The 21450-nt window shown below is 36.5% G+C and carries 17 protein-coding genes; 15 read left to right on the top strand and 2 right to left on the bottom strand.

The genetic code is table 11. The annotated features are described in order from the left end of the window. Positions 1–185 precede the first annotated feature (185 nt). The 4 genes from BZG02_RS02690 (at position 186) to BZG02_RS02660 (ending at position 4905) form a co-directional block, all read left to right on the top strand. Positions 186–1550, top strand: coding sequence for a sigma-54-dependent transcriptional regulator (locus tag BZG02_RS02690; protein WP_101259861.1), 1365 nt, complete (start codon positions 186–188; stop codon positions 1548–1550). After that, positions 1540–2895, top strand: coding sequence for a sensor histidine kinase (locus BZG02_RS02685; RefSeq protein ID WP_101259860.1), 1356 nt, complete (start codon positions 1540–1542; stop codon positions 2893–2895). Before BZG02_RS02690 ends, BZG02_RS02685 begins: the two co-directional genes overlap by 11 nt. A gap of 1163 nt (positions 2896–4058) precedes the next feature. Continuing rightward, positions 4059–4337, top strand: a complete 279-nt coding sequence (locus BZG02_RS02665; RefSeq protein ID WP_101259856.1) for a hypothetical protein — start codon at positions 4059–4061, stop codon at positions 4335–4337. 58 nt (positions 4338–4395) lie between these two features. Further along, on the top strand, positions 4396–4905 hold the full coding sequence (locus BZG02_RS02660; protein WP_101259855.1) for a GNAT family N-acetyltransferase: 510 nt from the start codon (positions 4396–4398) through the stop codon (positions 4903–4905). A 125-nt stretch (positions 4906–5030) separates the two neighbouring features. Here the strand turns inward: BZG02_RS02660 and BZG02_RS02655 are convergent, their stop codons facing one another. Next, positions 5031–5735, bottom strand: a complete 705-nt coding sequence (locus BZG02_RS02655; RefSeq protein WP_101259854.1) for a hypothetical protein — start codon at positions 5733–5735, stop codon at positions 5031–5033. 786 nt (positions 5736–6521) lie between these two features. On the opposite strand from BZG02_RS02655, the gene BZG02_RS02650 reads away from it, so the two are divergent. The 7 genes from BZG02_RS02650 to BZG02_RS02620 all read left to right on the top strand — a co-directional run bounded on the left by BZG02_RS02650 (position 6522) and on the right by BZG02_RS02620 (position 17152). Further along, complete coding sequence (locus tag BZG02_RS02650) at positions 6522–6935, top strand: very short patch repair endonuclease (protein WP_101259853.1); 414 nt, start codon at positions 6522–6524, stop codon at positions 6933–6935. A gap of 87 nt (positions 6936–7022) precedes the next feature. Further along, positions 7023–7247: a helix-turn-helix domain-containing protein gene (locus BZG02_RS02645; protein WP_101259852.1), complete on the top strand. Its 225-nt coding sequence runs from the start codon at positions 7023–7025 to the stop codon at positions 7245–7247. Continuing rightward, complete coding sequence (locus BZG02_RS02640; protein ID WP_101259851.1) at positions 7247–8803, top strand: DNA cytosine methyltransferase; 1557 nt, start codon at positions 7247–7249, stop codon at positions 8801–8803. The genes BZG02_RS02645 and BZG02_RS02640 overlap by 1 nt, the downstream gene beginning before the upstream one ends. 30 nt (positions 8804–8833) lie before the next feature. After that, a complete protein-coding gene (locus tag BZG02_RS02635; RefSeq protein WP_101259850.1) occupies positions 8834–10354 on the top strand; it encodes an ATP-binding protein in 1521 nt (506 codons plus the stop codon). Positions 10355–10356: 2 nt separating this feature from the next. Further along, positions 10357–13551, top strand: coding sequence for a Z1 domain-containing protein (locus tag BZG02_RS02630; protein ID WP_101259849.1), 3195 nt, complete (start codon positions 10357–10359; stop codon positions 13549–13551). A 3-nt stretch (positions 13552–13554) separates the two neighbouring features. Then, on the top strand, positions 13555–14523 hold the full coding sequence (locus tag BZG02_RS02625) for a PD-(D/E)XK motif protein (protein ID WP_101259848.1): 969 nt from the start codon (positions 13555–13557) through the stop codon (positions 14521–14523). A 1-nt stretch (position 14524) separates the two neighbouring features. Then, a complete protein-coding gene (locus BZG02_RS02620) occupies positions 14525–17152 on the top strand; it encodes an AIPR family protein (protein ID WP_101259847.1) in 2628 nt (875 codons plus the stop codon). A 106-nt stretch (positions 17153–17258) separates the two neighbouring features. Here the strand turns inward: BZG02_RS02620 and BZG02_RS02615 are convergent, their stop codons facing one another. After that, positions 17259–17717, bottom strand: a complete 459-nt coding sequence (locus BZG02_RS02615) for an Lrp/AsnC family transcriptional regulator (RefSeq protein WP_101259883.1) — start codon at positions 17715–17717, stop codon at positions 17259–17261. Positions 17718–17981: 264 nt separating this feature from the next. On the opposite strand from BZG02_RS02615, the gene BZG02_RS02610 reads away from it, so the two are divergent. The 4 genes from BZG02_RS02610 to BZG02_RS02595 all read left to right on the top strand — a co-directional run bounded on the left by BZG02_RS02610 (position 17982) and on the right by BZG02_RS02595 (position 21441). Beyond that, entirely contained in the window at positions 17982–18539 is a 558-nt protein-coding gene (locus BZG02_RS02610; RefSeq protein WP_101259846.1) for a 2-oxoacid:acceptor oxidoreductase family protein, read from the top strand. Positions 18540–18712: 173 nt separating this feature from the next. Beyond that, complete coding sequence (locus BZG02_RS02605) at positions 18713–19006, top strand: 4Fe-4S binding protein (protein WP_101259845.1); 294 nt, start codon at positions 18713–18715, stop codon at positions 19004–19006. Positions 19007–19349: 343 nt separating this feature from the next. Then, positions 19350–20540, top strand: coding sequence for a pyruvate ferredoxin oxidoreductase (locus tag BZG02_RS02600; RefSeq protein ID WP_101259844.1), 1191 nt, complete (start codon positions 19350–19352; stop codon positions 20538–20540). Further along, on the top strand, positions 20533–21441 hold the full coding sequence (locus tag BZG02_RS02595; protein ID WP_101259843.1) for a thiamine pyrophosphate-dependent enzyme: 909 nt from the start codon (positions 20533–20535) through the stop codon (positions 21439–21441). Before BZG02_RS02600 ends, BZG02_RS02595 begins: the two co-directional genes overlap by 8 nt. Positions 21442–21450: the final 9 nt, after the last annotated feature.

Genomic DNA, 21450 nt, shown 5'->3' with positions numbered 1-21450 from the left:
TCTATTGCAACTTTTGCTTTAAATGTTGAGCTAAATTTACGACGTGTTCTTTTCATTTTTTCCATGAGTTTAATTTACATTATTTTTCAATTAAGCTCCTGGTCTAATTTTCTTAGGGTATTATAGACAATACATTACTCGTAGAACTTATAATCTAAAATCTCACATCTCAGATCTTTACTAAAATGAAAGAGGCCAAAATTTTAATTGTTGATGATAATAAAAGCATTCTGAGTGCTTTGGATTTGTTATTGAATGGAAGCTGTAAAAAAGTAAAATGCTTGTCGGGTCCGAATACTTTGCTTTCCGAATTGAAAAAAGACAATTACGATGTGGTGCTTTTGGATATGAATTTTAAAGCAGGCATTAATACCGGAAATGAGGGCATTTATTGGTTGAATCAAATTTTGGAATGCAATTCGGGAATGAGTGTGGTGATGATTACTGCCTACGGAGATGTTGAGTTGGCAGTAAAAGCAGTTCGCTCGGGAGCGGTCGATTTTGTATTGAAACCTTGGGAGAACGAGAAAATGCTGAGCACAATTCAGATGGCTTGGAAATTAAGTCGTTCCCGAAAAGAGGTAAAGAGTCTGCGCTTAAAGGAAAATGAATTAATTGCGGAAATCAACCGAAAAAAGAAGCCTATTATTGGCACTTCTCCCGCTTGGGAGAAAGTAATGAATGTGCTTCGTAAGGTTTCGGGAACCCATGCGAATATTTTAATTACAGGAGAAAATGGAACCGGAAAAGAATTGGTTGCCAGAGAAATTCACCGTCTTTCTAACCGAAGCCAGAATGTAATGGTTACGGTGGATATGGGTTCCATCGCCGAAAACTTGTTCGAAAGTGAATTGTTTGGACATAAAAAAGGCGCTTTTACCGATGCCGGAAGCGATCGGATGGGGAAGATCGAGGCCGCCAACGGAGGCACTCTTTTTCTCGACGAAATTGGAAATCTAAGCCTGCCAATGCAGGCCAAACTATTGTCGGTATTGCAGAATAGATCCCTCACCCGATTGGGCGAAAACCTACCTATCGATATTGATTTACGATTGGTTTGTGCTACCAACTGCAACCTGCTAAAAATGATTGAAGAAGGTCGTTTTCGGGAGGATTTACTCTATCGGATCAATACCATACAAATCGAATTGCCCCCTTTGCGCGATCGTATTGCTGATATTCCTGAATTGGTAAGGTTTTTTGTAACTCTTTATGCCGAAAAATACAATAAAAAAGGCTTACAAATAGCACCAAATGTATTTGCTAAACTTGAAACGTACCGTTGGCCGGGAAATGTGCGGGAATTGCAACACGCCATCGAAAAAGCAGTAATTCTTAGCGATACGCATGTAATTGGGACCAATGATTTTGTTTTTAAAACGGATGATTTTTCGGCAATGGAGGCGTATGGTGGTACATTGGAAGATATGGAGAAACAGTTAATTTTGGGAGCAATCGAAAAACAAATGGGGAATTTGTCGGCCGTATCGTCTCAATTAGGAGTAACTCGTCAAACATTGTACAATAAAATAAAGAAGTATGGCTTATAAACATTACAACACGGCTTTGCTTGTACGACTTGGTTTTGTGATTTTTTTCGCAGTGTTAGTGGGCTATTTTCTTTCACAGGCATCCTATTATCTTGCTATCCCCATTCTCTTGGCCGAAATTGTTTTGGTGTATCAATTGGTTCGTTTTCTGAATAAAACACACAAGCAGATCAACTATTTTGTTCAGGCCATAAAAAATGAAGACACTACTTTGCGTTTTCCCATTAAAACAGGCAATGCGATTATCAACGAATTGCATCAAAGTTTGAACGATTTAAATGGCATTTTGCAGGCGGTGCAGGTAAAAAGTAAAATTAAGGAGAAATATTTTGGCGAGATTCTTCAAAACATTGCAACTGGGGTGATGGTTTTGGCCGAAGATGGCTTTGTAACCGATGTGAATACTGCTACTTTGGAACTACTCGCTTTGCCTACGCTTACCCACATTAAGCAAGTCGATCAAGTCGATTCTAAATTCACTTTGGGACTTTTAGAATTAAAAAACCGCCAGAAAAAAGTATTGGATTTAATCCTGAATAAGGAGCGCATTCAGGTAATTTCGAGATGTTCGGTAATTCGATTAGAGAACCAGAAGGTGAAGCTAATTACTTTACAGGATATTCGTGGAGAACTGGAGCGAAAAGAGATAGATGCCTGGGTAAAATTAATTCGAGTGCTGAGTCACGAAATTATGAATTCCTTGGCTCCGGTCACTTCTATTTCTCAATCTCTGAAAAAAATATGGGAGCAAAAACAGGGCGCCATTCCCGATGTGTCGGATGATATTCATGTAGAAAAAACCATTAACGGATTGGGCGTAATTACCGAGATGAGCGAAGCATTGATTCGTTTTGTACAATCGTATCGGGTACTATCCAAAGCACCAGAGCCTAAGTTGGGAACTATCGATGTACATTCTTTTTTCGATCGTTTAAATATTTTGTTATCTCCAATTCGGGAAAGTTTTTCGGGCACTTTAAACTTGAACCCTCCGGTTAAAAATTATCGTTTTATTGCTGATGAACAAATGATGGTTCAAGTAATTACTAATCTGGTAAAAAATGCCGCCGAAGCATTCAACGAACCAGAAGCAGCATCTAATTTATCATCAAATATATCAGTAAGCTCAAGTAAAAAAGGGGAAATTACCGAAATAAGGGTTACCGATAATGGTTGTGGTATTGATGAGGAAATTGCCGACGAAATTTTTATTCCTTTTTTCACCACCAAAGAAAATGGTTCGGGCATTGGCTTGAGTTATTCTCGTCAGATTATGCGTGCTCATGGCGGTAGTCTTCTATGTCGTTCGAAAGTGGGAGAGACTGTATTTACCGTAAGATGGTAAATTAATGAATAGTTGGCTCATGCATTGCCTCGGGTTTCAACCCGGGGATTTTTTAAGCCCTTTAGGGGGTTGGGGTGTTTGAAGGAAACTTTTTATTGCCCCAGCTAAAGCAGGGCACAAATGATGCTAATTGATGCAATGTTTATTCATGCTTTGTCTCGGGTTTCAACGCGAGGATTTTTTAAAGCCCCTTTAGGGGTTTGGGGTGTTTGTAGGAAACTTTTTATTGCCCAGCTAAAGCAGGGGACAAATGATGCTATTGCCTACCATGTTTATTCATGCTTTACCTCGGGTTTCAACGCTAGGATTTTTTTAAGCCCCTTTAGGGGTTTGGGGTGTTTGTAGGATTTTATGTCTTGCCCCAGCTAAAGCAGGGGACAAATGATGCTATATTGATGCAATGTTTATTCATACTTTGCCTCGGGTTTCAACGCTAGGATTTTTTAAAGCCCCTTTAGGGGTTTGGGGTGTTTGCAGGAAACTTTTTATTGCCTCAGCTAAAGCAGGGACAAATGATTCCATTGCCAACCATGCTTATTCATGCATTGCCTCGGGTTTCAACCCGGGGATTTTTTAAAGCCCCTTTAGGGGTTTGGGGTGTTTGCAGGAAACTTTTTATTGCCCCAGCTAAAGCAGGGGACAAATGATTTCATTGCCTACCATGTTTATTCATGCCTTGGCTCGGGTTTCAACGCGAGGATTTTTTAAAGCCCCTTTAGGGGTTTGGGGTGTTTGTAGGATGTATGCCTTGCCCCAGCTAAAGCAGGGGACAAATGATTCTATTCCGTACAATTTTTATTCATCCATTGCCTCGGGTTTCAACCGGGGGATTTTTTAAGCCCCTTTAGGGGTTTGGGGTGTTTGTAGGATTTTATGCCTTGCCCCAGCTAAAGCAGGGGACAAATGATGCTATTGCCTACCATGTTTATTCATGCCCTGCCTTTGGCTTTAGCCAGAGGATTTTTAAAGCCCCTTTAGGGGTTTGGGGTGTTTGTAGGATGTATGCCTTGCCCCAGCTAAAGCAGGGCACAAATGATGCTATTCCGTACAATGTTTATTCATCCATTGCCTTTGGCTTTAGCCAGAGGATATTAAAAAGATGTGTTGATTATTGTTAATGAATTATTATATTTAACATTATTGTTTAAATAATTTTAGTTTCTATGTCATCAGCAGGACACGTATTTGATATGATTCGAAGAATGAGAGCCAACAGAGCTGAACTTCATTCTCAAAAAGAAGGATTTCGAGATAATATCAAAATTAAGGAAACGAGAATAACCTTTCTTAAGTTTAAAAAAGTACCTGACTCGGAATTAATTGATATTAAAGAAAAAATTAGATGGAAGGCTCATCTTGAAAAAAAACGTGTTTTGCTTATTACAATTATCGTTACCGTTTTATTTTCGATTGGCTATGCATACCTACTGTTTATTAGGTAGAACGAATGATAATATTTAGTAAGAATCTTCGATGGTAGTCGGAATTTTTCAGAAATAAATGATAACACTAAAACCACTCGTGCCAGAAAACCTTCCTTCCTTTTATCAATGGATAAAAGATGAGGAAGCAATTGTTTATTCCTTATCGATATTTCAGGCCATGAAAACCGATCAGCAGATCAAAGAATGGTATTTGAGTTCGATAAATGATAAAAGAAACAGCAATCGCGGAATTTTTGTGGATGGTGTTTTTGTGGGTTATGCCGGAATATCAGGGATCTCGAGTACCAATAAATCAGGAGAATATTTCATTTTTATTGGCGATAAAAATTATTGGGGAAAGGGAATTGGATCCGAGGTCACCAAAATGATTGTTAAAATTGCTTTTACAGAATTGGACTTGAACCGTTTAATGCTGACCGTTTCGGTTCCCAATGTGGCAGGAGTAAAAGCCTACCAGCGTGCAGGTTTCGTTTTGGAAGGCCGATTGCGCCAAGCCGCACTGCGAAAGGGCGAATTCCACGACAAATTGGTCATGTCTATCCTAAAATCGGAATGGAGCTTATAGGCATATATCCTTTTGGATTAGAATCATTTTGTGGAGTTGAATACGAATGTGAAAAATTATAAATGGTATAGCTCCTCAAAAAAATCCCCTTAACCAAAGGATTAAGGGGATGTTGAAAAAGTAAATTATAGTTGTTCTAAGACTTCTTCCTCGGTTTCGCTTTCATTTTTACTGGAGCTTTGGGCAGGGAATTTGAACCATTTTAAAGTTTCTTCATTGCTATCGTATAAAATGCGGGCAGCTTTAAAATAAACAGCCATTTTTTCGTACAAACTATTTAATTTATTCGTGCGGTTTTCGGTTGCCCGGCTACGGTCCATTATACAATCCGATTGCAAAATCATATCCGCTTTAAGCTTGTCGCGGAGAGTTAATATTTGACTAAAACTCTCTTCTGTCCAGCCTATTTTTTGTAATGCTGCAGTATTGCGGGTCGAAACCATATGCAAATCGGTTAAAAACATATACATGTATTTCCCACTTTTACGAGCCTCCTCGTAGTCGTTAAAGCCAAACTGATCCCACATTTTTTTGTCGTTAGGGAATGCCATTTGAATATCGAATTTACATCGCTGATAAAACTTACAGCAGGCATCTAAGTCTAGCTTTACATTTTCGGTCGCTTTTGCTTGTATGTCGATATAAGCATTATCCGAAGTGATGTTGCAGGCTTCGTCGTAAATAGTCTTTAGCTCGGCGAATCCCTCCGAAGTAAAAATGGGAGAAAAACCGATAAAATCGGCATGCTTTTCTTCAATTAGTTTTATTCTTTGACTAGCGAAGTTGATAAAATTGGCATCACTGCCGTAGTATGATCTAGATTGAGTCATATTTATTATTTTTTAAATTATTTATAAACAGTACGGAAATTAAACCATAGCAAACAAAAAAGCAAATTCTATTTGTATATACATTAAGTTTATTAGTAATAAAATGCTTGAAACACTCAAAAACAAAGAGGTGAATAATCATATTGTTTTTATTTATAAAGAATTAAAATTTAGAGGCGATTGTCTATATGGGTGCTAGTGTGTTGTAGAAGAAAGTAATACCAATGCTCAATTGGTAGATTGTTGTGCTGATTAAAATTAGTATCGAAGAGTTAGGCGGTAGGTGTGCAAACTAAGTGTTTTAACCGTTCGTGAGAAACAGGCGTTAGTGTTTTTCAATTATGTTGAAAGGCAGGTTGTTTTAATTTGGAGTGTTTCAATTATGTTTGTGCATTGATGCAAGCTTAAAGTGCCCCAAATAAACTGCCGTTTGGTTTTGTATAAGTCTATAGTTTTCCGCCATAAGTCTGAAGCATTCCGCCATAAGTCTATAGTTTTCCGGCACAAGTCTGAGGCATTCCGCCACAAGTCTATAGTTTTCCGGCACAAGTCTGAAGTGTTCCGGCGTAAGTCTATAGTTTTCCGGCGTAAGTTTGAGGTGTTCCGCCACCAATTTATTCTTGTTCGTTGCTCAAGAATTCGAAACTGCTTCCGTAAACAGAAAAACCGGACAAAACAGGGGATAAAGTGGCGAGTAGGGAAAAAAAAGCTGTGCTTACAAGCAACACACATGTACCACCGGATGACAGGATTTTTGTAAATTGCGAATAGGCGAATAAGAATTTTATGACCGATACGCATTCCAAAGAAATACGATCGTATAATATGTCCCAGATAAAAGGGAAGAACACCAAACCCGAGTTGCTGGTGCGAAAGTTTTTGTTTGCCAACGGATTTCGCTATCGCCTGCACGCAAAAAACCTGCCGGGCAAGCCGGATATTGTGCTGCCCAAATACAAAACCGTAATTTTTGTAAACGGATGCTTTTGGCACGGACACCAAAACTGCAGCTACTTTGTACCACCCAAAACAAGAACCCAATGGTGGATGCAAAAAATCTCCAACACCCAAAAGCGCGACCAACAGGCCCAAACCAAACTCCACACTTTGGGTTGGCACACAATTACCATTTGGGAGTGCGAACTAAAACCGAAAAAAGTGGAGGAGAGGCTTAATGTCCTCATCAACAGTTTGCTCTAAACCTTCCTTATTTATTATCAAAATACATTCCAGATGTGACTCATAGTCCGTTGACTTATAAGTCACATAAAGGTAGTTTTATGCCTTATGGATTTACAAGTACAATTTGGAAAAAGAGTTCGGGAACTTCGTCTTGCCAAGGGACTTAGTCAGGAAGCTCTTGCCTTAAAAGCAGAGGTTGACCGAACCTACATGACAAGTGTTGAGAATGGAAAACGAAATGTCGCCATTCAAAACATAGGTAAGATCATTGCGGCATTAGACATTTCAATTCAAGATTTTTTTAATTCAGAAATATTTACAATTAAATAATGAGTATACCAGTAATTGATCTGTTCGCAGGCCCTGGTGGACTTGGTGAAGGCTTCTCTTCCATTTTGGATGAAAATGGGGACAGAGTTTTTGAGATTAAACTATCCATTGAAAAGGATGAGAATGCGCACAAAACACTAGAGTTAAGAAGCTTTACAAGACAGTTTCCTATTGGAGGAATACCTAAAGAATATTACGAATACGTAAAAAATTATAAATACAGAACCGATAAGGCTGACAGAGCGAAATTATTTAGTCTATATCCCGATCAAGCTATTATTGCTCAAAAGGAAGCTTGGCTTTGCGAGTTAGGCCATGATAATTTTCCATCCGAATTAGTTGACGAAAGAATTACAGAAGCTTTAGATGGTGAAAACAATTGGCTATTAATTGGCGGCCCACCTTGTCAGGCTTATTCACTGGTAGGTCGTGCTCGTAGAGGTGGCATGAAAGAGGATGATCCACGTGTATATCTCTATCAGCAATATTTGAGAACAATCGCAATGCACCAGCCTGCAGTTTTCGTAATGGAAAATGTGAAAGGTTTACTTTCCGCAGAACTTGATGGTGAGAGTATTTTCAGTATGATACTGAATGATCTTAAGCGTCCACATAGATTATTCCCACAGGGGCAAGATGCAGAATACCGCATCTTCTCTTTAGTAACACCATACAAAGAATTAGATGATAATGATGATCCGGTTTACGATAATGATAGAGATTTCTTAATTCAATCTGAAAAATATGGCATTCCACAGAAAAGACATCGTGTTATATTATTAGGAGTAAGAAAAGATGTTGATCATGAAAACTTCTCACCATTAGTGCAAGAAGATGCAGTTAGTCTAAGGGAGGTGATAGGTGATTTGCCGAAATTAAGAAGTGGTATAGGAAGAAAAATTAATGGACTAAATAGCAAGGGACGTAACGCATATTTAAAAATTGAAGATAATTGGGAGAATTGGCTGAAAATTACACAAAGTTATTTAGAGAAATTAGAGTCTGAATTGGATATTAAAAAAGAAGATTTAAACCAGAAAGATAAAATGACTCAAGGGAGTAATTATATAGAAGTAAAACTTGATGCCAAGAATAATCCCTTACATAGTTGGTATAATGATCCAGAATTGAATGGAGTTTTAAATCACGAGACTCGTAAGCACCTAAAAGAGGATTTGGGAAGATACTTATTTTCATCTTTGTTTTTAAGACAAAAGGGTGAATTTCCACGCATGAAGGATTATCCAGATTGGTTATTGCCAAATCATAAATCAGCTAGGGATGAAGGGAAGTTTACTGATCGTTTTAGAACGCAAAAGTCAGATATACCAGCAACAACAATAACAAGTCATATTTCAAAAGATGGACATTATTTTATCCATTACGATCCACAACAATGCCGAAGTCTGACTGTTAGGGAGGCTGCAAGAGTGCAGACCTTTCCCGACAATTATTTTTTCTGTGGATCTAGAACACATCAATTTCATCAGGTTGGCAATGCTGTTCCTCCGTTGTTGGCTTCGGACATTGGAAAGATTGTGATGAATCTATTTTGAAAAATTATAAAATAAAAACTAATTACAAATATGACTAACCTCAAAGACGCGCCTTATGAAGATGCATCCCCTAACCCTGAATATCTTATAAAGTCCATCGCTGAGCAAGGCTATAGTTTAGAAACATCTCTTGCGGATTTAATGGATAATTCGATTTCAGCAAATGCTGATAAAATTGAAGTGTTAATCGATACAGAATCAGTGCCGTTTACATTATTTATGGCTGATAATGGAAATGGAATGTCAGAAGAATCATTGAGAAACAACATGCAATTTCCTAGTAATTCTCCTGATAGTAAGAGGAATGCTGATGATTTAGGTAGATTCGGATTAGGGATGAAAACAGCTTCTTTTTCTCAAACGAGGAAATTTACAGTGCTGTCGAAAAAGAGAGGTACAACAAATTTTTCTGCTAGAACATGGGATGTGGAATACTTGAAATCGAATGGGTGGAAAATTATAGTAAACTCTCAAGATGAAATTCAAAGTTTAGTATCGCAATACAAAAAATTATCATCTGAATATCTTTCTGAATTTAGTGATTTTGAGCCAAATACAATTGTTGTGTGGAGAGGTTTGTACAAGTTTGAAAACTACCTAGCAGAAAAGAATAGAACCGAAGCTCTACATAAAGAAATTACACAAGTAACTACAGACTATCTGTCTTTGGTTTTTCATAGGTTTTTAGAGGATAAAAATAACCCACTCAATATTAGAATAAACAATCATTTAATAGAACCTTTTGATCCATTTCCAATAAGAGAATCTGACTTCAGACCAATGGAACCAAAGCAAGGTGGTTTTAGTACTGAGATTATTAAAATTGAAGGATTTGTATTACCGTCAAGAAGTATTGAGGAAAGCAAATCATCAAATTCTATTTGGACTACAAAGTATCGTGGATTAATGGATATGGAAGGTATCTATATTTACAGAGCCAACAGAATTATTCTGTTTGGTGGATGGAATGGATTGATCAGAAAGGCTCAAAGACTTCAATTAGCGAGGATTAAAGTTGAGGTGGGAAATAGTGTTGATCATCTCTTACATTTAAATGTCGCTAAATCTCAAATTGTGATACCACATGAATTAAAGAAGGCTTTCGAGTCGACAATTAATGAATTAAAGGTTGAGGCAGAACGGGAATTTTACAATAGAGGAATTCGAAAATTTTCTGGTGATAGATCACATAACCAGGTACAATTATTTGAGCGAATAAGCTCAAATAAAGGTGTACTTCTAGCACTGAATGAAAACTTTCCATTGATCAAATTATTGAACGAAAGCTTATCAGAAGGACAAAGGTCACAATTGAAGTTGATTATGAAAATGACTAATACTCGGATTAATCACATTAGACATGTTCATGAGGAAAAGGAGTTTGTTGGAATTGAAGATAAGGATGGAGTGTCTCTTTGTGAACTTAAAAATAATGTTGAGCAATTATTAGCATCAGGAATAGATAAAGGAATGATAAAGAATGAAATACTGCCTCACTTGGGTTTTTCTTATGTGTCAATCCCTGATGAAGTAAAAACTTTAATTAAATAACAATGAATTATATAGATTTATTTAAGAATAGAATAAAACAAGAAGTTTTAAAACAAGGGAACAAAAAGGAATTAATTGATAAGTTTTTCGAAATCTTAAAATCTGATATTATTCAAGCAGGTCAATTAGTTGGGCTCCCAAATGTTGATGAATCTACTTTAAAAACGTATTTTGAAACAGCCTTAAAAGAGTATTTATCAGTAAATCCAATTGACCCGGGCTTAAGTCATTCCTTAACAAAAAAAGGTTTTAAATCATGGTTGACTGAAGATAGGGAAACTTCTCTTTCTTGGAATTACTCTGAAAGGTATTTTAAATACTTATTGAAGACTGGAAGGTCCCAAAAAGTTGTTGATGAAACAAAACGATCGAGCTTTGAGATAATTAGAAAAATTGCTGATCCTGAGTCTAAAAGCGAAACCTATGTTAAAGGACTTGTGGTAGGTGCGGTTCAATCTGGTAAAACAGGGAATTTTAATGCGGTTATAAACCGAGCTATTGATACTGGGTATGGGTTAGTTATCGTTCTATCTGGAATTATGGAGGATTTGAGAAGTCAGACCCAGAAAAGAATTGAAACGGATGTAATCGGAGAAGGAAGAGATATTGATACAAGCACCAGAAGTAAAAAAGGAGTAGGAGAAATTGAAAGATTTGGTAAACTTGGTAATTCTCCTATTAATCAAGTCAAAGCAATTACTTCAATTGATTCAGATTTTAGTAGAGCCTTACTTGATGCCGATTTTAGTCTTAATGACATTAATGTACTAGTATGTAAAAAGAATGTTAGTGTTTTAAGAAATCTAATAGTTTGGCTACATGATTATTTAGATGAGGATAAGGAGCGACATAATATTCCTTTACTGATACTTGATGATGAGGCGGATAATGCTTCTCTTAATAATTTAGGTGCCAAGGGTAGAAACTATGCAAGCAAGACGAATAGTCAGATTCGTGCGTTATTAGCATTATTTAACAGAAAAACCTACTTGGGCTATACCGCTACACCATTTGCCAATGTGCTTCAAGATCGAAATGACATTCCTGATGAAATATATGTAGAGAAGTATAAAGTAAAAGGTGAAAGTGTTGAAAAAGAATTAGCACGAGTAGATAATATTTTTCCGGATGATTTTATTGAACTATTAGTACCTCCTTCGAACTACGTTGGAGCCAAACAAATATTTGAGACAGTTAGCCCAATACAAAATAATACTGATGAAAATGAAAAAATACCACTTGTTGGACCTCCTGTAAACGACTATATTGAAGAATTCCCAAGTCGTGTTTATAAGAATGTTGAAGGAGAAGTAGTGGGTATTGAAAACATAACGAGCAAAACAGAATGGAACGATAGATTTGGACTTGGCGGTTATTTAGATTTTGATACATATACTGATTATAAATTAGAATCTTGGTCTCCTAAAAAAGAAGAATTATTTCCTAAAAAATTGCCGGAATCTTTAATTGAAGCATTGAACTGTTTTATAATAACCCTGGGTATTAGAGAAACAAGAATTCCCAATATGCAAAAGTCTGAGCTGTTCCAGCCTCATAATACTATGCTTATTCATGTTTCAAGATTCACCTTTTGGCAAAACCGAACAAAAGAATTAGTTGACGAATACATTAATAAAGTTATTTCAAGGATTAGTAATGAAAATCCTTCAAGTGATGACTCTATATATTCGGAATTGGAAAGGACTTGGTATAGACAATACGCTCACATAGTTGAGAATATACAAAGCTATCTACCTGTTGGTTATGATGATCCTTTTATGGTTTCTTTAGTGTTTGATTCAATCAAAAGAGTTTTGCCAACAGCGATTAAAGGAATAGAAGTGAAAGCAATAAATAGTTTAACTGGTGAAAAATTAGAATATCCCAAGCATACACCTAAAAAGGTAATTGCTATTGGGGGAAATCGACTATCTCGTGGTTTTACTCTAGAAGGGTTGACCATTAACTATTTTATTAGAACTACAAATTATTCAGATGCTTTGCTTCAAATGGGGCGATGGTTTGGTTATAGACCTGGATATTTAGATTGTTGCAAAATATTCACAACTCAAGACTCCTTGGATAAGTTTAATTCTACGACTCAATGTATTGAAGAATTAGAATCTGAATTTATAAAAATGGAAGAACAGGAAAAAACTCCCAAGAATTTTATTCTTAGAGTTAAGAAGCATCCCGGAGCCTTAAAAATAACAAGACCATCAATATTAAAAAATGCAAAAAGTGTTAATTGGTCTTATTCTGATCAGTTGAAAATGACAACGCAGTTTAGGGTGGATAAATTAAGTATGACTTATATTTGGAGAAATTTTAAAAGTAACATTTCTCCGAAATTTAACTCTAAGCTAAAAGATCAAGATGACATTATTATCTATGAAACAACCAGTGATGAAATAATTAAAATAATACGAGATCAACCAAATAATTTCAATGATAATGATCCTGAATTCATGTCTAGATTCATTGAGTTAAGTAATGAAAAAGGCTATTTAAATAACTGGACCGTTGGTTTAAAAATAGCAGGGAGGTCCGAAAATAACAGCTTCAATATTAAAGAACTAAACCTCAATCCAGAGTTAGGAATAGAAAAGATTAATTTAGCTCAGCGCTCTGGCCCAATAACCAATGAAGATGATAGAAGGAAGTTTTTAAATGAAAAAATTTTTAAAGCCAGTGGTAAAAGTGCCAATATTTTATCTTCAAATGAAGATACTGCCATTCTTTTATCTGAAACTCAGAAAACTGAAGCAAAAGAAAAATTCCATTCTTTAAAAGCAAAAGAACTTCAAAAGAAAGATGCTAGTTTATCGATTGAAGATTCAAGAATTAAGGCTAAACAGAATTTCAAAACAATTCCAGAAAGATATTACCGAGAAAAGATGAAAGATGGATCGGGATTACTACTTATATATTTATTTGATTCTCGATACGCTTTTAATGAGCTTGGAGGATCTAAGCTTAAAGAGCAAGATCTTGTGAGAAATGAATTTGCGAACTATGTTCTTGAAAATGATATTGACGTAAATATACCGCTTGTAGGTTATGCAATTGAATTTCCTCCATTGTCGGAAGATATTGGAGGTGAATATATGCAAGGGGATTACGATTTACAAATTGATGAAGATGTAAATTCTGAAATTGGAGATGATTCAGAAGGTATTCTTAATGATAATGACTAAAAGATGGAAATTAAAGATTTAAAACTTAAATGGAGTAATATTTCTGCGATCACCAATAAAGATGGTTTCAAAGCTTTGAGAATAACTGCTAAATGTTTCCCAGACCTATTTATTGGTATTGATAAAAATGGTTATCGATGCTTAATTTTATTTATTCCTTTGAATGTAGATGTCAAGCTGAACGGAGCAGACAAAGAAAAGCTTCTATTAGAGTATATTAAATCTAAAAACGTCATTTTAATAAGGCTTAATGACCCAGATTTTCAGGATTTGTTTAATGATTTAGTACTCTCGTTATTTCTTAAAATAAAAGATATTCGTGACGCAAAAGAGTATGCAAATCAGTTAATCCAAGGATTCTATAAATGGGCTGAATTTTTTACAGATAAGTATAAGCACGAGTTGTCAAGAGAGGAAATAAAAGGTTTATTTGGAGAATTATTCATATTGAATGAATATATAGCTGAATCTACTCCTTCTAATATTAATGATATTTTAAGTTCGTGGAAAGGACCTTTTGACACTACTCATGATTTTATATTTGATTACAAGGATATTGAAGTCAAAACCAAGGATCTAACAAAACCAGTAATTAAAATATCAAGTGAACATCAGCTTGAAAATGAGTTTGACAAAGGATTAGAATTACTAATCGTTTCTGTTCGCATGGATTTAGTTGAAGGGCGATCAATTTATGATCTCTTATTGTTAGCAGTTGAAATTATTCGGAAGAATAATGGTGATTTGGCTATTCTTCTCAATGCCATTAAGCAGAAAGGGCTTACAGTTAATAATTCTAAGGATTACAACAATTATCGTTTTATTGTTGATGTAACTCACCTATATGATTGTATGGCTGTTGGATTTCCAAAACTTTCTGTCTCCAATATCCCTGATCAAATAAGGAATTTAAATTATTTATTGCGTGTGAACTCTTTAGGTGAATTCATGATTGAAGAAAAAAAATATTGATATGGAAATTGACGAATATTTTAATTATCGCTCAGAGCTTTTAGACAGATCAAAAGATGATGATGGTTTTGTAAGCGAGCCTCTTTTATTGTCTGAAGTTATGCCCTCATTGTTAGACGCCAAATTGGTAGATTCAGAAGATGTAAGTAATTCTTACAATATTTCTAGTGTTGATAATTCAAAGGTTAATGCATATCAAGTAAATGAATCAGGAGAAAGACTTCAGATTTTCATTATTGATGAAAAATCTTTTGACTTAACAATTAAGAAAAAAGACTTGTTAATCTCACAGAAATCAGATTATGACTTTCAATTTAAAAGATCAGTTCGGTTTATTAATAAAGCAATTAAAGGACATTTAAACGAAGGATTGCAAGATTCAGATCCATCAAGACCTTTAATTACTCACTTGTCATCATCAGAGGGGGCACACCAATTTGATGTAGTAGAAGTGTTCTTAATTTCAGCTACAGCAACAGTATCTTTAAGGACTGCTTCAGCAACACCCAAAAGGTTCGATTTTGAAGATGAAGAAATAAAGATATCTTACAATAAGGGTCTAGAGAAGGTCGCAAAAAACCTTTTGATTAAGAAAAGGCTTATTGATTTGAATTTCTTATATAATGTTCTTATTTCTGAGGGTAATAGAGAAGCCTTAGTCGTTGACTTTGAGAATGTTTTTGGTAAAAAAATAGAAACAATAAAGGCCGCTGATGAGAGTAATTTTGAGTCTTATTTGTGTGTGTTTCCTGCTTCTATTATTGCTGGCCTTTACAAGAACTATAGTAGTAGGTTATTAGAAAAGAATGTTAGATCATTTCTTCAATTCAGAGGAGTTAATCAAGGTATTAAAGATACAATTAGAAAGGAGCCGGAAAAATTTATTGCTTATAATAATGGATTGACTATTACGGCTACAGAAGGTGATATTATTGAAGAATCTGGTAGATTATTTATAAAATCCTTAAAGGATTTTCAAATTGTAAATGGAGGTCAAACAACAGCTACGATCTACTTTAGTGAGAAAGATGGTCTTGACATAAGCAAAGTTAATGTGATGGCTAAAATCAATGTTGCTAAGGAAAGTACAATAGATGAATTGGAAGAACTTATTTCAAATATTAGTACTTTTTCAAATGCTCAATCACGTGTTTCGAAAGTTGATTTAAGATCAAGAAATCCTCAGTTGGTTCAGTTAAAGGGATTAACTGAAAGTGTCGTGACTCCATCAGGAAAAAAATGGTTTTTTGAAAGGGCTAAAGGAGAATTTAGTACGATGTTAAGAATTGCAGGTACTAGAAAAGCTGTAATTCAAAAAGATTTCCCATCAGATAAAAGGTTCTCAAAAGAGCAACTGGCTAAATATTATACTGCTTGGGGGGAGAAACCTTTTGTAGTGAAAAAAGGTGGTGAAAAAGTATTTAGAGCATTCATTGAAGAATTAAGTGGTGATGGAGTTAAAAAGAAACCCTTGCAAATTGATAGAACATTTTATGAAGAGCTTATTGCAAAAATGATTTTATTCAGAGTATTGGAAAAAACATATGGTCAGGGAAAAAATTCCATGGGGCAGATTAGATCTGCTGTTGTTCCATACACTTTGTCTATTTTATATAAGTTTACTGATGGGGCTAGACAAACAAACGACTTCGATTTGTTGAAAATTTGGAAAGAAGAACGGTTAGAAAATGATTTATTATCTTATTTGACTCAATTGTTAGAGTTAGTAAATAATCTAATTAAGAAATATGCCTTAAGTGATGACATAGGGGAATATTCGAAAAAATCGGAATTGTGGGATGCTATTCTGTCTTCAGTTGAGATTAAATCATTTATGAATTCTTCAGATTCTAACACTATTTTATTAAAATATGCCCTATCAGAAAAGGAAAAAACTAAAAGGTTAAAAGCTAGAAAAGGAGCTATACCGGTAGATTTTAGTTTTATTTCAGCAAATGCTTTAATTCATGCAAATGGTGTGGACTACTATCGTAAAATTGCATCGCTTTATGTAGGAGAGTTAAATGTCAATGAGGAACGTAAATTATCTGTCATAATAGCTTCAATTTTACAGTTCAAGGATTTAGACAAGTCTTATTTAGATTTTGAGAAACAGTTAATCAATAGAATAAGAATCGATAGGCCTGAAATTTTTGATAAACTTCCACAGGATAAATTTTTACAATTATACGATACTTTGGATTATATAATCAAAAAGTATAATTTGATTATAGATAATAATGGAGATTTAGTATCTGAATTTAAAAAAATTGAAACTATTGCTGAAGCTAAAGGATTAAAATATACCAGTGTTATTAATGAAATTGGGAAACAGTTTTATGAGGGGACTGAGCCTAATATTAAGCAACTAGATTATGCCTCGCATTGTCTTCTTAAAGAAGAGCCTTCTAATAAAAATAAGGAAATTAATATTAATGCAGTTGAATTGTCGGAGTTAGTCCTTAGGAGAATGGTTGAATGGGATGCTCTGTCAAATGTGCTTTCGGTTAAGGAAAGAAATTATGTCGCTGATTTTGCTTATGGTTTAAAAAGTCTTACTAGTTTTCATGAGAGAAATGTAAAAAAGCATTTGAACAAATTAATTATATCAGGATTTAAAATAAATTAGAAAAATTCGTTATTGTAAAAGCCCCGCTCCAAGCGGGGTTTTCACTTTTCCATCTCTTGTCTCGGGTTAGCCCCCCGAGGATTTAAAAAGAAAGATTAAAAAAAACCTACAAATCATAGCCCAATTTATCGGCCGATGAAATCACGAAAGTGCTGTTAAAGCGGCTGATGTGTTCGAATTTCGATAGCTTCTCCTGAATAAAGAATTGAAATGCTTTCATATCTTTCACCATTAATTTTAGCAGGGCATCGTAATTTCCCGAAGTGTAATAAAACTCCATCACCTCGGGCAAGGCTAAAATTTCGGCTTCGAATTTCTCTACCACATCGCGGGTGTGTTTGGTCAGCAGAATAGAAATAAAAACCATCATGCTTCGGTCTATCTTATCGGGGTCGAGCCGGGCCACATATCCTTTAATAATTCCACTTCTCTCCAATTTTTTAACCCTTTCGTAAACAGGAGTATTGCTTAGGTGCAGTTTCTCCGAAAGTTCTTTGGTGGTGATGCGACAATCTTGTTGTAGAAGCTGTAAAATTTTACGATCGGTTTTATCTAATTTGTCCATAAGAAGAAAATTTATCTGGTAATGCCATGATATGTAAAGATTGTAAAGATATAAATTCTTTCTAAATCTGTTTTTGTAGATCAGTTTACTGTATTTATTCCCGGTTCTAGTAAAAATTGCCTGTAAACGGTACATTTACATCGTATTTTACGATACGGATTTTCACAAAAATCACAACACACAACAACAACAACAAATACAAAATGGCTCCGATTCGCGTTGGAGCCATTCTACAAAACAACAACAAACAAAATTCAGATACATATGCAAGAAATCAGATGGCATGGAAGAGGAGGACAAGGTGGATTTACCGCTTCTCGTTTGCTGGGCATTGCAGCCAGTGTTCACGGAGGCAAACATGCATTGGCATTTCCATCATTCGGTCCTGAGCGAAGAGGAGCTCCGGTTTTGGCTTTTACTAAAATTGATGATACGAAAATTCACGACCGCAGCGAAGTGCAAAACAGCGACTATGTGGTAGTAATGGATGAAACTTTAATCGCCCCCGGATTCGAAAAAGGAATTAGACCAGGCGCTTGCATTTTAGTGAATACCGAAAAAGTAGAAGTGTACCAAAAGGCATTGCCCGCTTTCAAAGTAATCGGTATCGATGCCTCTACTTTAGCTATGGAGATACTGGGACGACCAATTACCAACACCGCTATGTATGGAGCATTAGTTGCGGCATCGGGTTTGGTAAGCTTGGAAGCTGCTGTAGCCAGTATCCGCACAGAAATGAAGCCAAAACTGGCAGATTTGAATGTGAAGATTGTAGAACGTTCCTTTGAAATTATCAATGAACAGAGTACAGTTGAGGGGTAATTTGTTTGCACCCTTTCGCCTGTCGGCACTTTCCCTTAAAAGGGAAAGACTTTAAAATTACGTATTCTCCCTTTTTAAGGGGATCCCGAAATTCGGGACGAAGGACAGAGGGGTGTTGTGTAACCACTATCTCAAATTCGTAATTATTAATTCATAATTCATAATTGAAAAAAATGAACCGTCCAAAAAAACAGGAATTTACATTTCCTACCCATATCAACGAATATCCTACTGGTCCGCAGTACAAGGCTGGTTTTTTACCAGAGACCAATGCAGGCTGGAGATCTGTTCGGCCAGTGGTTGACCACGAGGCATGCGTTTTTTGTTTGCGTTGTTACCTGCTTTGTCCCGATGGTACTATTCTAAAAGAAAACGGCAAAATAGAATTCGACCTGGATTATTGCAAAGGATGCGGGGTTTGTGCCCACGAATGCCCGAAAGATGCAATAACAATGGTAAAGGAGTAAAGCTCCAAGCCCAAGTTAAAAGCTTCAAGTTCTACAAAAGTTTATTTGAAGTTTTCTCCCTTTTTTAAGGGGAGATCCCGACAGGGAGAGGGGTGTTTTTAAAGCTCCAAGCCCCAAGTTAAAAGCTTCAAGTACTGCAAAAGTTTATTTGAAGTTTTCTCCCTTTTAGGGGAGGTCGCGATAGGGAGAGGGGTGTTTTTAAAGCTCCAAGCCCCAAGTTAAAAGCTTCAAGTTCTACAAAAGTTTATTTGAAGTTTTCTCCCTTTTTAAGGGGAGATCCCGACAGGGAGAGGGGTGTTTAAAGCAAAACCCAGTCAATTAATGACCAATTAACAAACAGAAAATGAAAACAAATAAAATATTCATATCAGGAGATGAGGCAGTAGCTCAGGGCGTAAAATTATGTCGTCCGCATGTAATTGCTGCTTACCCAATCACCCCGCAAACCATCACTGTCGAGCGACTTTCCGAAATGGTAGAAGCAGGCGAGATGGATGGCATATACATGCACGTAGAGTCGGAGCACTCGGCTATTTCGGCAACAATGGGAGCAAGTGCAGTTGGAGCCAGAACATTTACCGCATCATCATCGCAGGGCTTGTTATACATGGCCGAAGGATTGCACTATTGCAGTGGTGGTCGTTGGCCGGTGGTAATGATGAATGCCAACCGATCGGTTGCTTTGCCATGGAGTATTTACGGCGATCAGCGCGATTCCCTTTCCCTGTTAGATTGCGGATGGATTCAGGTTTATGTGGAAGATGCACAGGAAGCTTTGGATATGATGATTCAGGCATACAAAATTGCAGAGCATAAGGATGTACTGACACCAATGATGGTGAATTTGGATGGTTTTATTCTCACTCACACTTACGAGTTGGTTGATATCCCGGAGCAAAAAATGGTGGATGAATTTCTTCCTGTTTTCGAGACACCCAACAAGATGTCGTTCGAAGAGCCTAAAAATTTAGGATTCAGCTCGAAACCCGATGACAATACTGAATTCAAGTATCAGCAAAACGAAGCCATGTTTAAGGCAATCGACGTAATTCGCGATGTAGATCAGGAATTTGCAGAAAAGTTTGGCCGTAAGTACTACGATATGGTGGAAGAGTACCGTTGCGATGATGCCGAAGTGGTATTGGTAGCTTTAGGTAGTGTTTGCGGAACCATTCGTGTGGTGGTCGATAAAATGCGCGCAGCAGGCAAAAAGGTTGGTTTGTTAAAGATTCGTTACATGCGCCCGTTTCCAGAGACTGAAGTGAAAGATTTGGCGCGACGGGTACATGCAATTGGCGTTATCGATAAAGATATTTCTTTCGGATACGAGGGAACGGTTTATACCAATGTGAACTCAGCAATTTCGAAAATCGACAAGTACGTTTACAAAAGCAATTTTGTTGGTGGTTTGGGTGGTCGAGATATCACCAAAGAGGAGATTGAAGAAATGTTCGAGAAGCTATTTTTCGGAGTAAAAAATAAGAGTGAAGAGAAAGTAGAATTTTTTAGCCTAAATGTAGAAAGCAATGACTAATCTAGTAGATATCCCAAAAGTGAATGCAAAAAACATGACCGAGAAGGAATACTTCTATGGTCATAAGGCTTGCGCCGGATGTGGTGGAAGTGTTGCCGTTCGTTTGGCACTAAAAGTTTTGGGTGAGCGCACCTATACCGCTTTACCAGCCGGATGTATGTCGGCGGTAGGATTTATTTATCCACAAATGGCATTCAATACCAATGCCTTGATTACTACCTTTCCGGGTGCTGCAAGTATGGCATCGGGAATTGCTGCAGGAGCCAAGGCTTTGGGACAAAAAGATGTGAAAACAGTGGTGTTTGCCGGCGATGGTGGAACTGCCGATATCGGGTTTCAGGCTCTTTCAGGAATGATTGATCGTAACGATGATGTTTTGTACATCTGCTACGACAACGAGGCTTATATGAATACCGGAATTCAGAAAAGTGGTTTGACTCCTTACGGAACTAAAACTACCACTACGCCTGCAGGGGAGAATCTACCCGGAACCATCACGCATAAAAAGAATTTGTTCGAGATTATTGCTGCGCATGATATTGCTTATGCTGCAACAGCGAGTATTGGTTATCCTCAGGATTTTATGAATAAGGTGAACAAAGCCAAGCACACCAAAGGCGCAACTTTTATTCATGTGTATGCATCCTGTCCTACGGGTTGGGGAACACCCACCGAAACATCTATCGAAATTGCAAAAGATGCTGTAGACTGTGGTCTGATATTTTTAGCAGAATATGAGGATGGCGAATACAAATTGAACCGCAATCCGAAAGAATTTGCTTCTGTAAAAGATTATCTGAAAAAGCAGGGCCGATTCAAGCACATGACCGATGAAGATATTCAATGCGTAACGGAACATCGCGACAAGAAATGGGCTCGCATGCGCAAACAGTGGCTTTAATTAATTAAG

This window comes from Labilibaculum filiforme (genome assembly GCF_002843315.1).
GTDB classification, from domain to species: Bacteria; Bacteroidota; Bacteroidia; order Bacteroidales; family Marinifilaceae; genus Labilibaculum; species Labilibaculum filiforme.
The sequence above is the reverse complement of the archived record's forward strand: the minus strand, read 5'-3'. Positions and strand labels throughout refer to the sequence as shown.

What these genes read in the sequence shown, in the direction of transcription:
- BZG02_RS02690 (WP_101259861.1), top strand. Translation starts at nt 186, where the DNA reads ATGAAAGAGGCCAAAATTTTAATTGTTGATGATAATAAAAGCATTCTG.
- BZG02_RS02685 (WP_101259860.1), top strand. Translation starts at nt 1,540, where the DNA reads ATGGCTTATAAACATTACAACACGGCTTTGCTTGTACGACTTGGTTTT.
- BZG02_RS02665 (WP_101259856.1), top strand. Translation starts at nt 4,059, where the DNA reads ATGTCATCAGCAGGACACGTATTTGATATGATTCGAAGAATGAGAGCC.
- BZG02_RS02660 (WP_101259855.1), top strand. Translation starts at nt 4,396, where the DNA reads ATGATAACACTAAAACCACTCGTGCCAGAAAACCTTCCTTCCTTTTAT.
- BZG02_RS02655 (WP_101259854.1), bottom strand. Translation starts at nt 5,735, where the DNA reads ATGACTCAATCTAGATCATACTACGGCAGTGATGCCAATTTTATCAAC.
- BZG02_RS02650 (WP_101259853.1), top strand. Translation starts at nt 6,522, where the DNA reads ATGACCGATACGCATTCCAAAGAAATACGATCGTATAATATGTCCCAG.
- BZG02_RS02645 (WP_101259852.1), top strand. Translation starts at nt 7,023, where the DNA reads ATGGATTTACAAGTACAATTTGGAAAAAGAGTTCGGGAACTTCGTCTT.
- BZG02_RS02640 (WP_101259851.1), top strand. Translation starts at nt 7,247, where the DNA reads ATGAGTATACCAGTAATTGATCTGTTCGCAGGCCCTGGTGGACTTGGT.
- BZG02_RS02635 (WP_101259850.1), top strand. Translation starts at nt 8,834, where the DNA reads ATGACTAACCTCAAAGACGCGCCTTATGAAGATGCATCCCCTAACCCT.
- BZG02_RS02630 (WP_101259849.1), top strand. Translation starts at nt 10,357, where the DNA reads ATGAATTATATAGATTTATTTAAGAATAGAATAAAACAAGAAGTTTTA.
- BZG02_RS02625 (WP_101259848.1), top strand. Translation starts at nt 13,555, where the DNA reads ATGGAAATTAAAGATTTAAAACTTAAATGGAGTAATATTTCTGCGATC.
- BZG02_RS02620 (WP_101259847.1), top strand. Translation starts at nt 14,525, where the DNA reads ATGGAAATTGACGAATATTTTAATTATCGCTCAGAGCTTTTAGACAGA.
- BZG02_RS02615 (WP_101259883.1), bottom strand. Translation starts at nt 17,717, where the DNA reads ATGGACAAATTAGATAAAACCGATCGTAAAATTTTACAGCTTCTACAA.
- BZG02_RS02610 (WP_101259846.1), top strand. Translation starts at nt 17,982, where the DNA reads ATGCAAGAAATCAGATGGCATGGAAGAGGAGGACAAGGTGGATTTACC.
- BZG02_RS02605 (WP_101259845.1), top strand. Translation starts at nt 18,713, where the DNA reads ATGAACCGTCCAAAAAAACAGGAATTTACATTTCCTACCCATATCAAC.
- BZG02_RS02600 (WP_101259844.1), top strand. Translation starts at nt 19,350, where the DNA reads ATGAAAACAAATAAAATATTCATATCAGGAGATGAGGCAGTAGCTCAG.
- BZG02_RS02595 (WP_101259843.1), top strand. Translation starts at nt 20,533, where the DNA reads ATGACTAATCTAGTAGATATCCCAAAAGTGAATGCAAAAAACATGACC.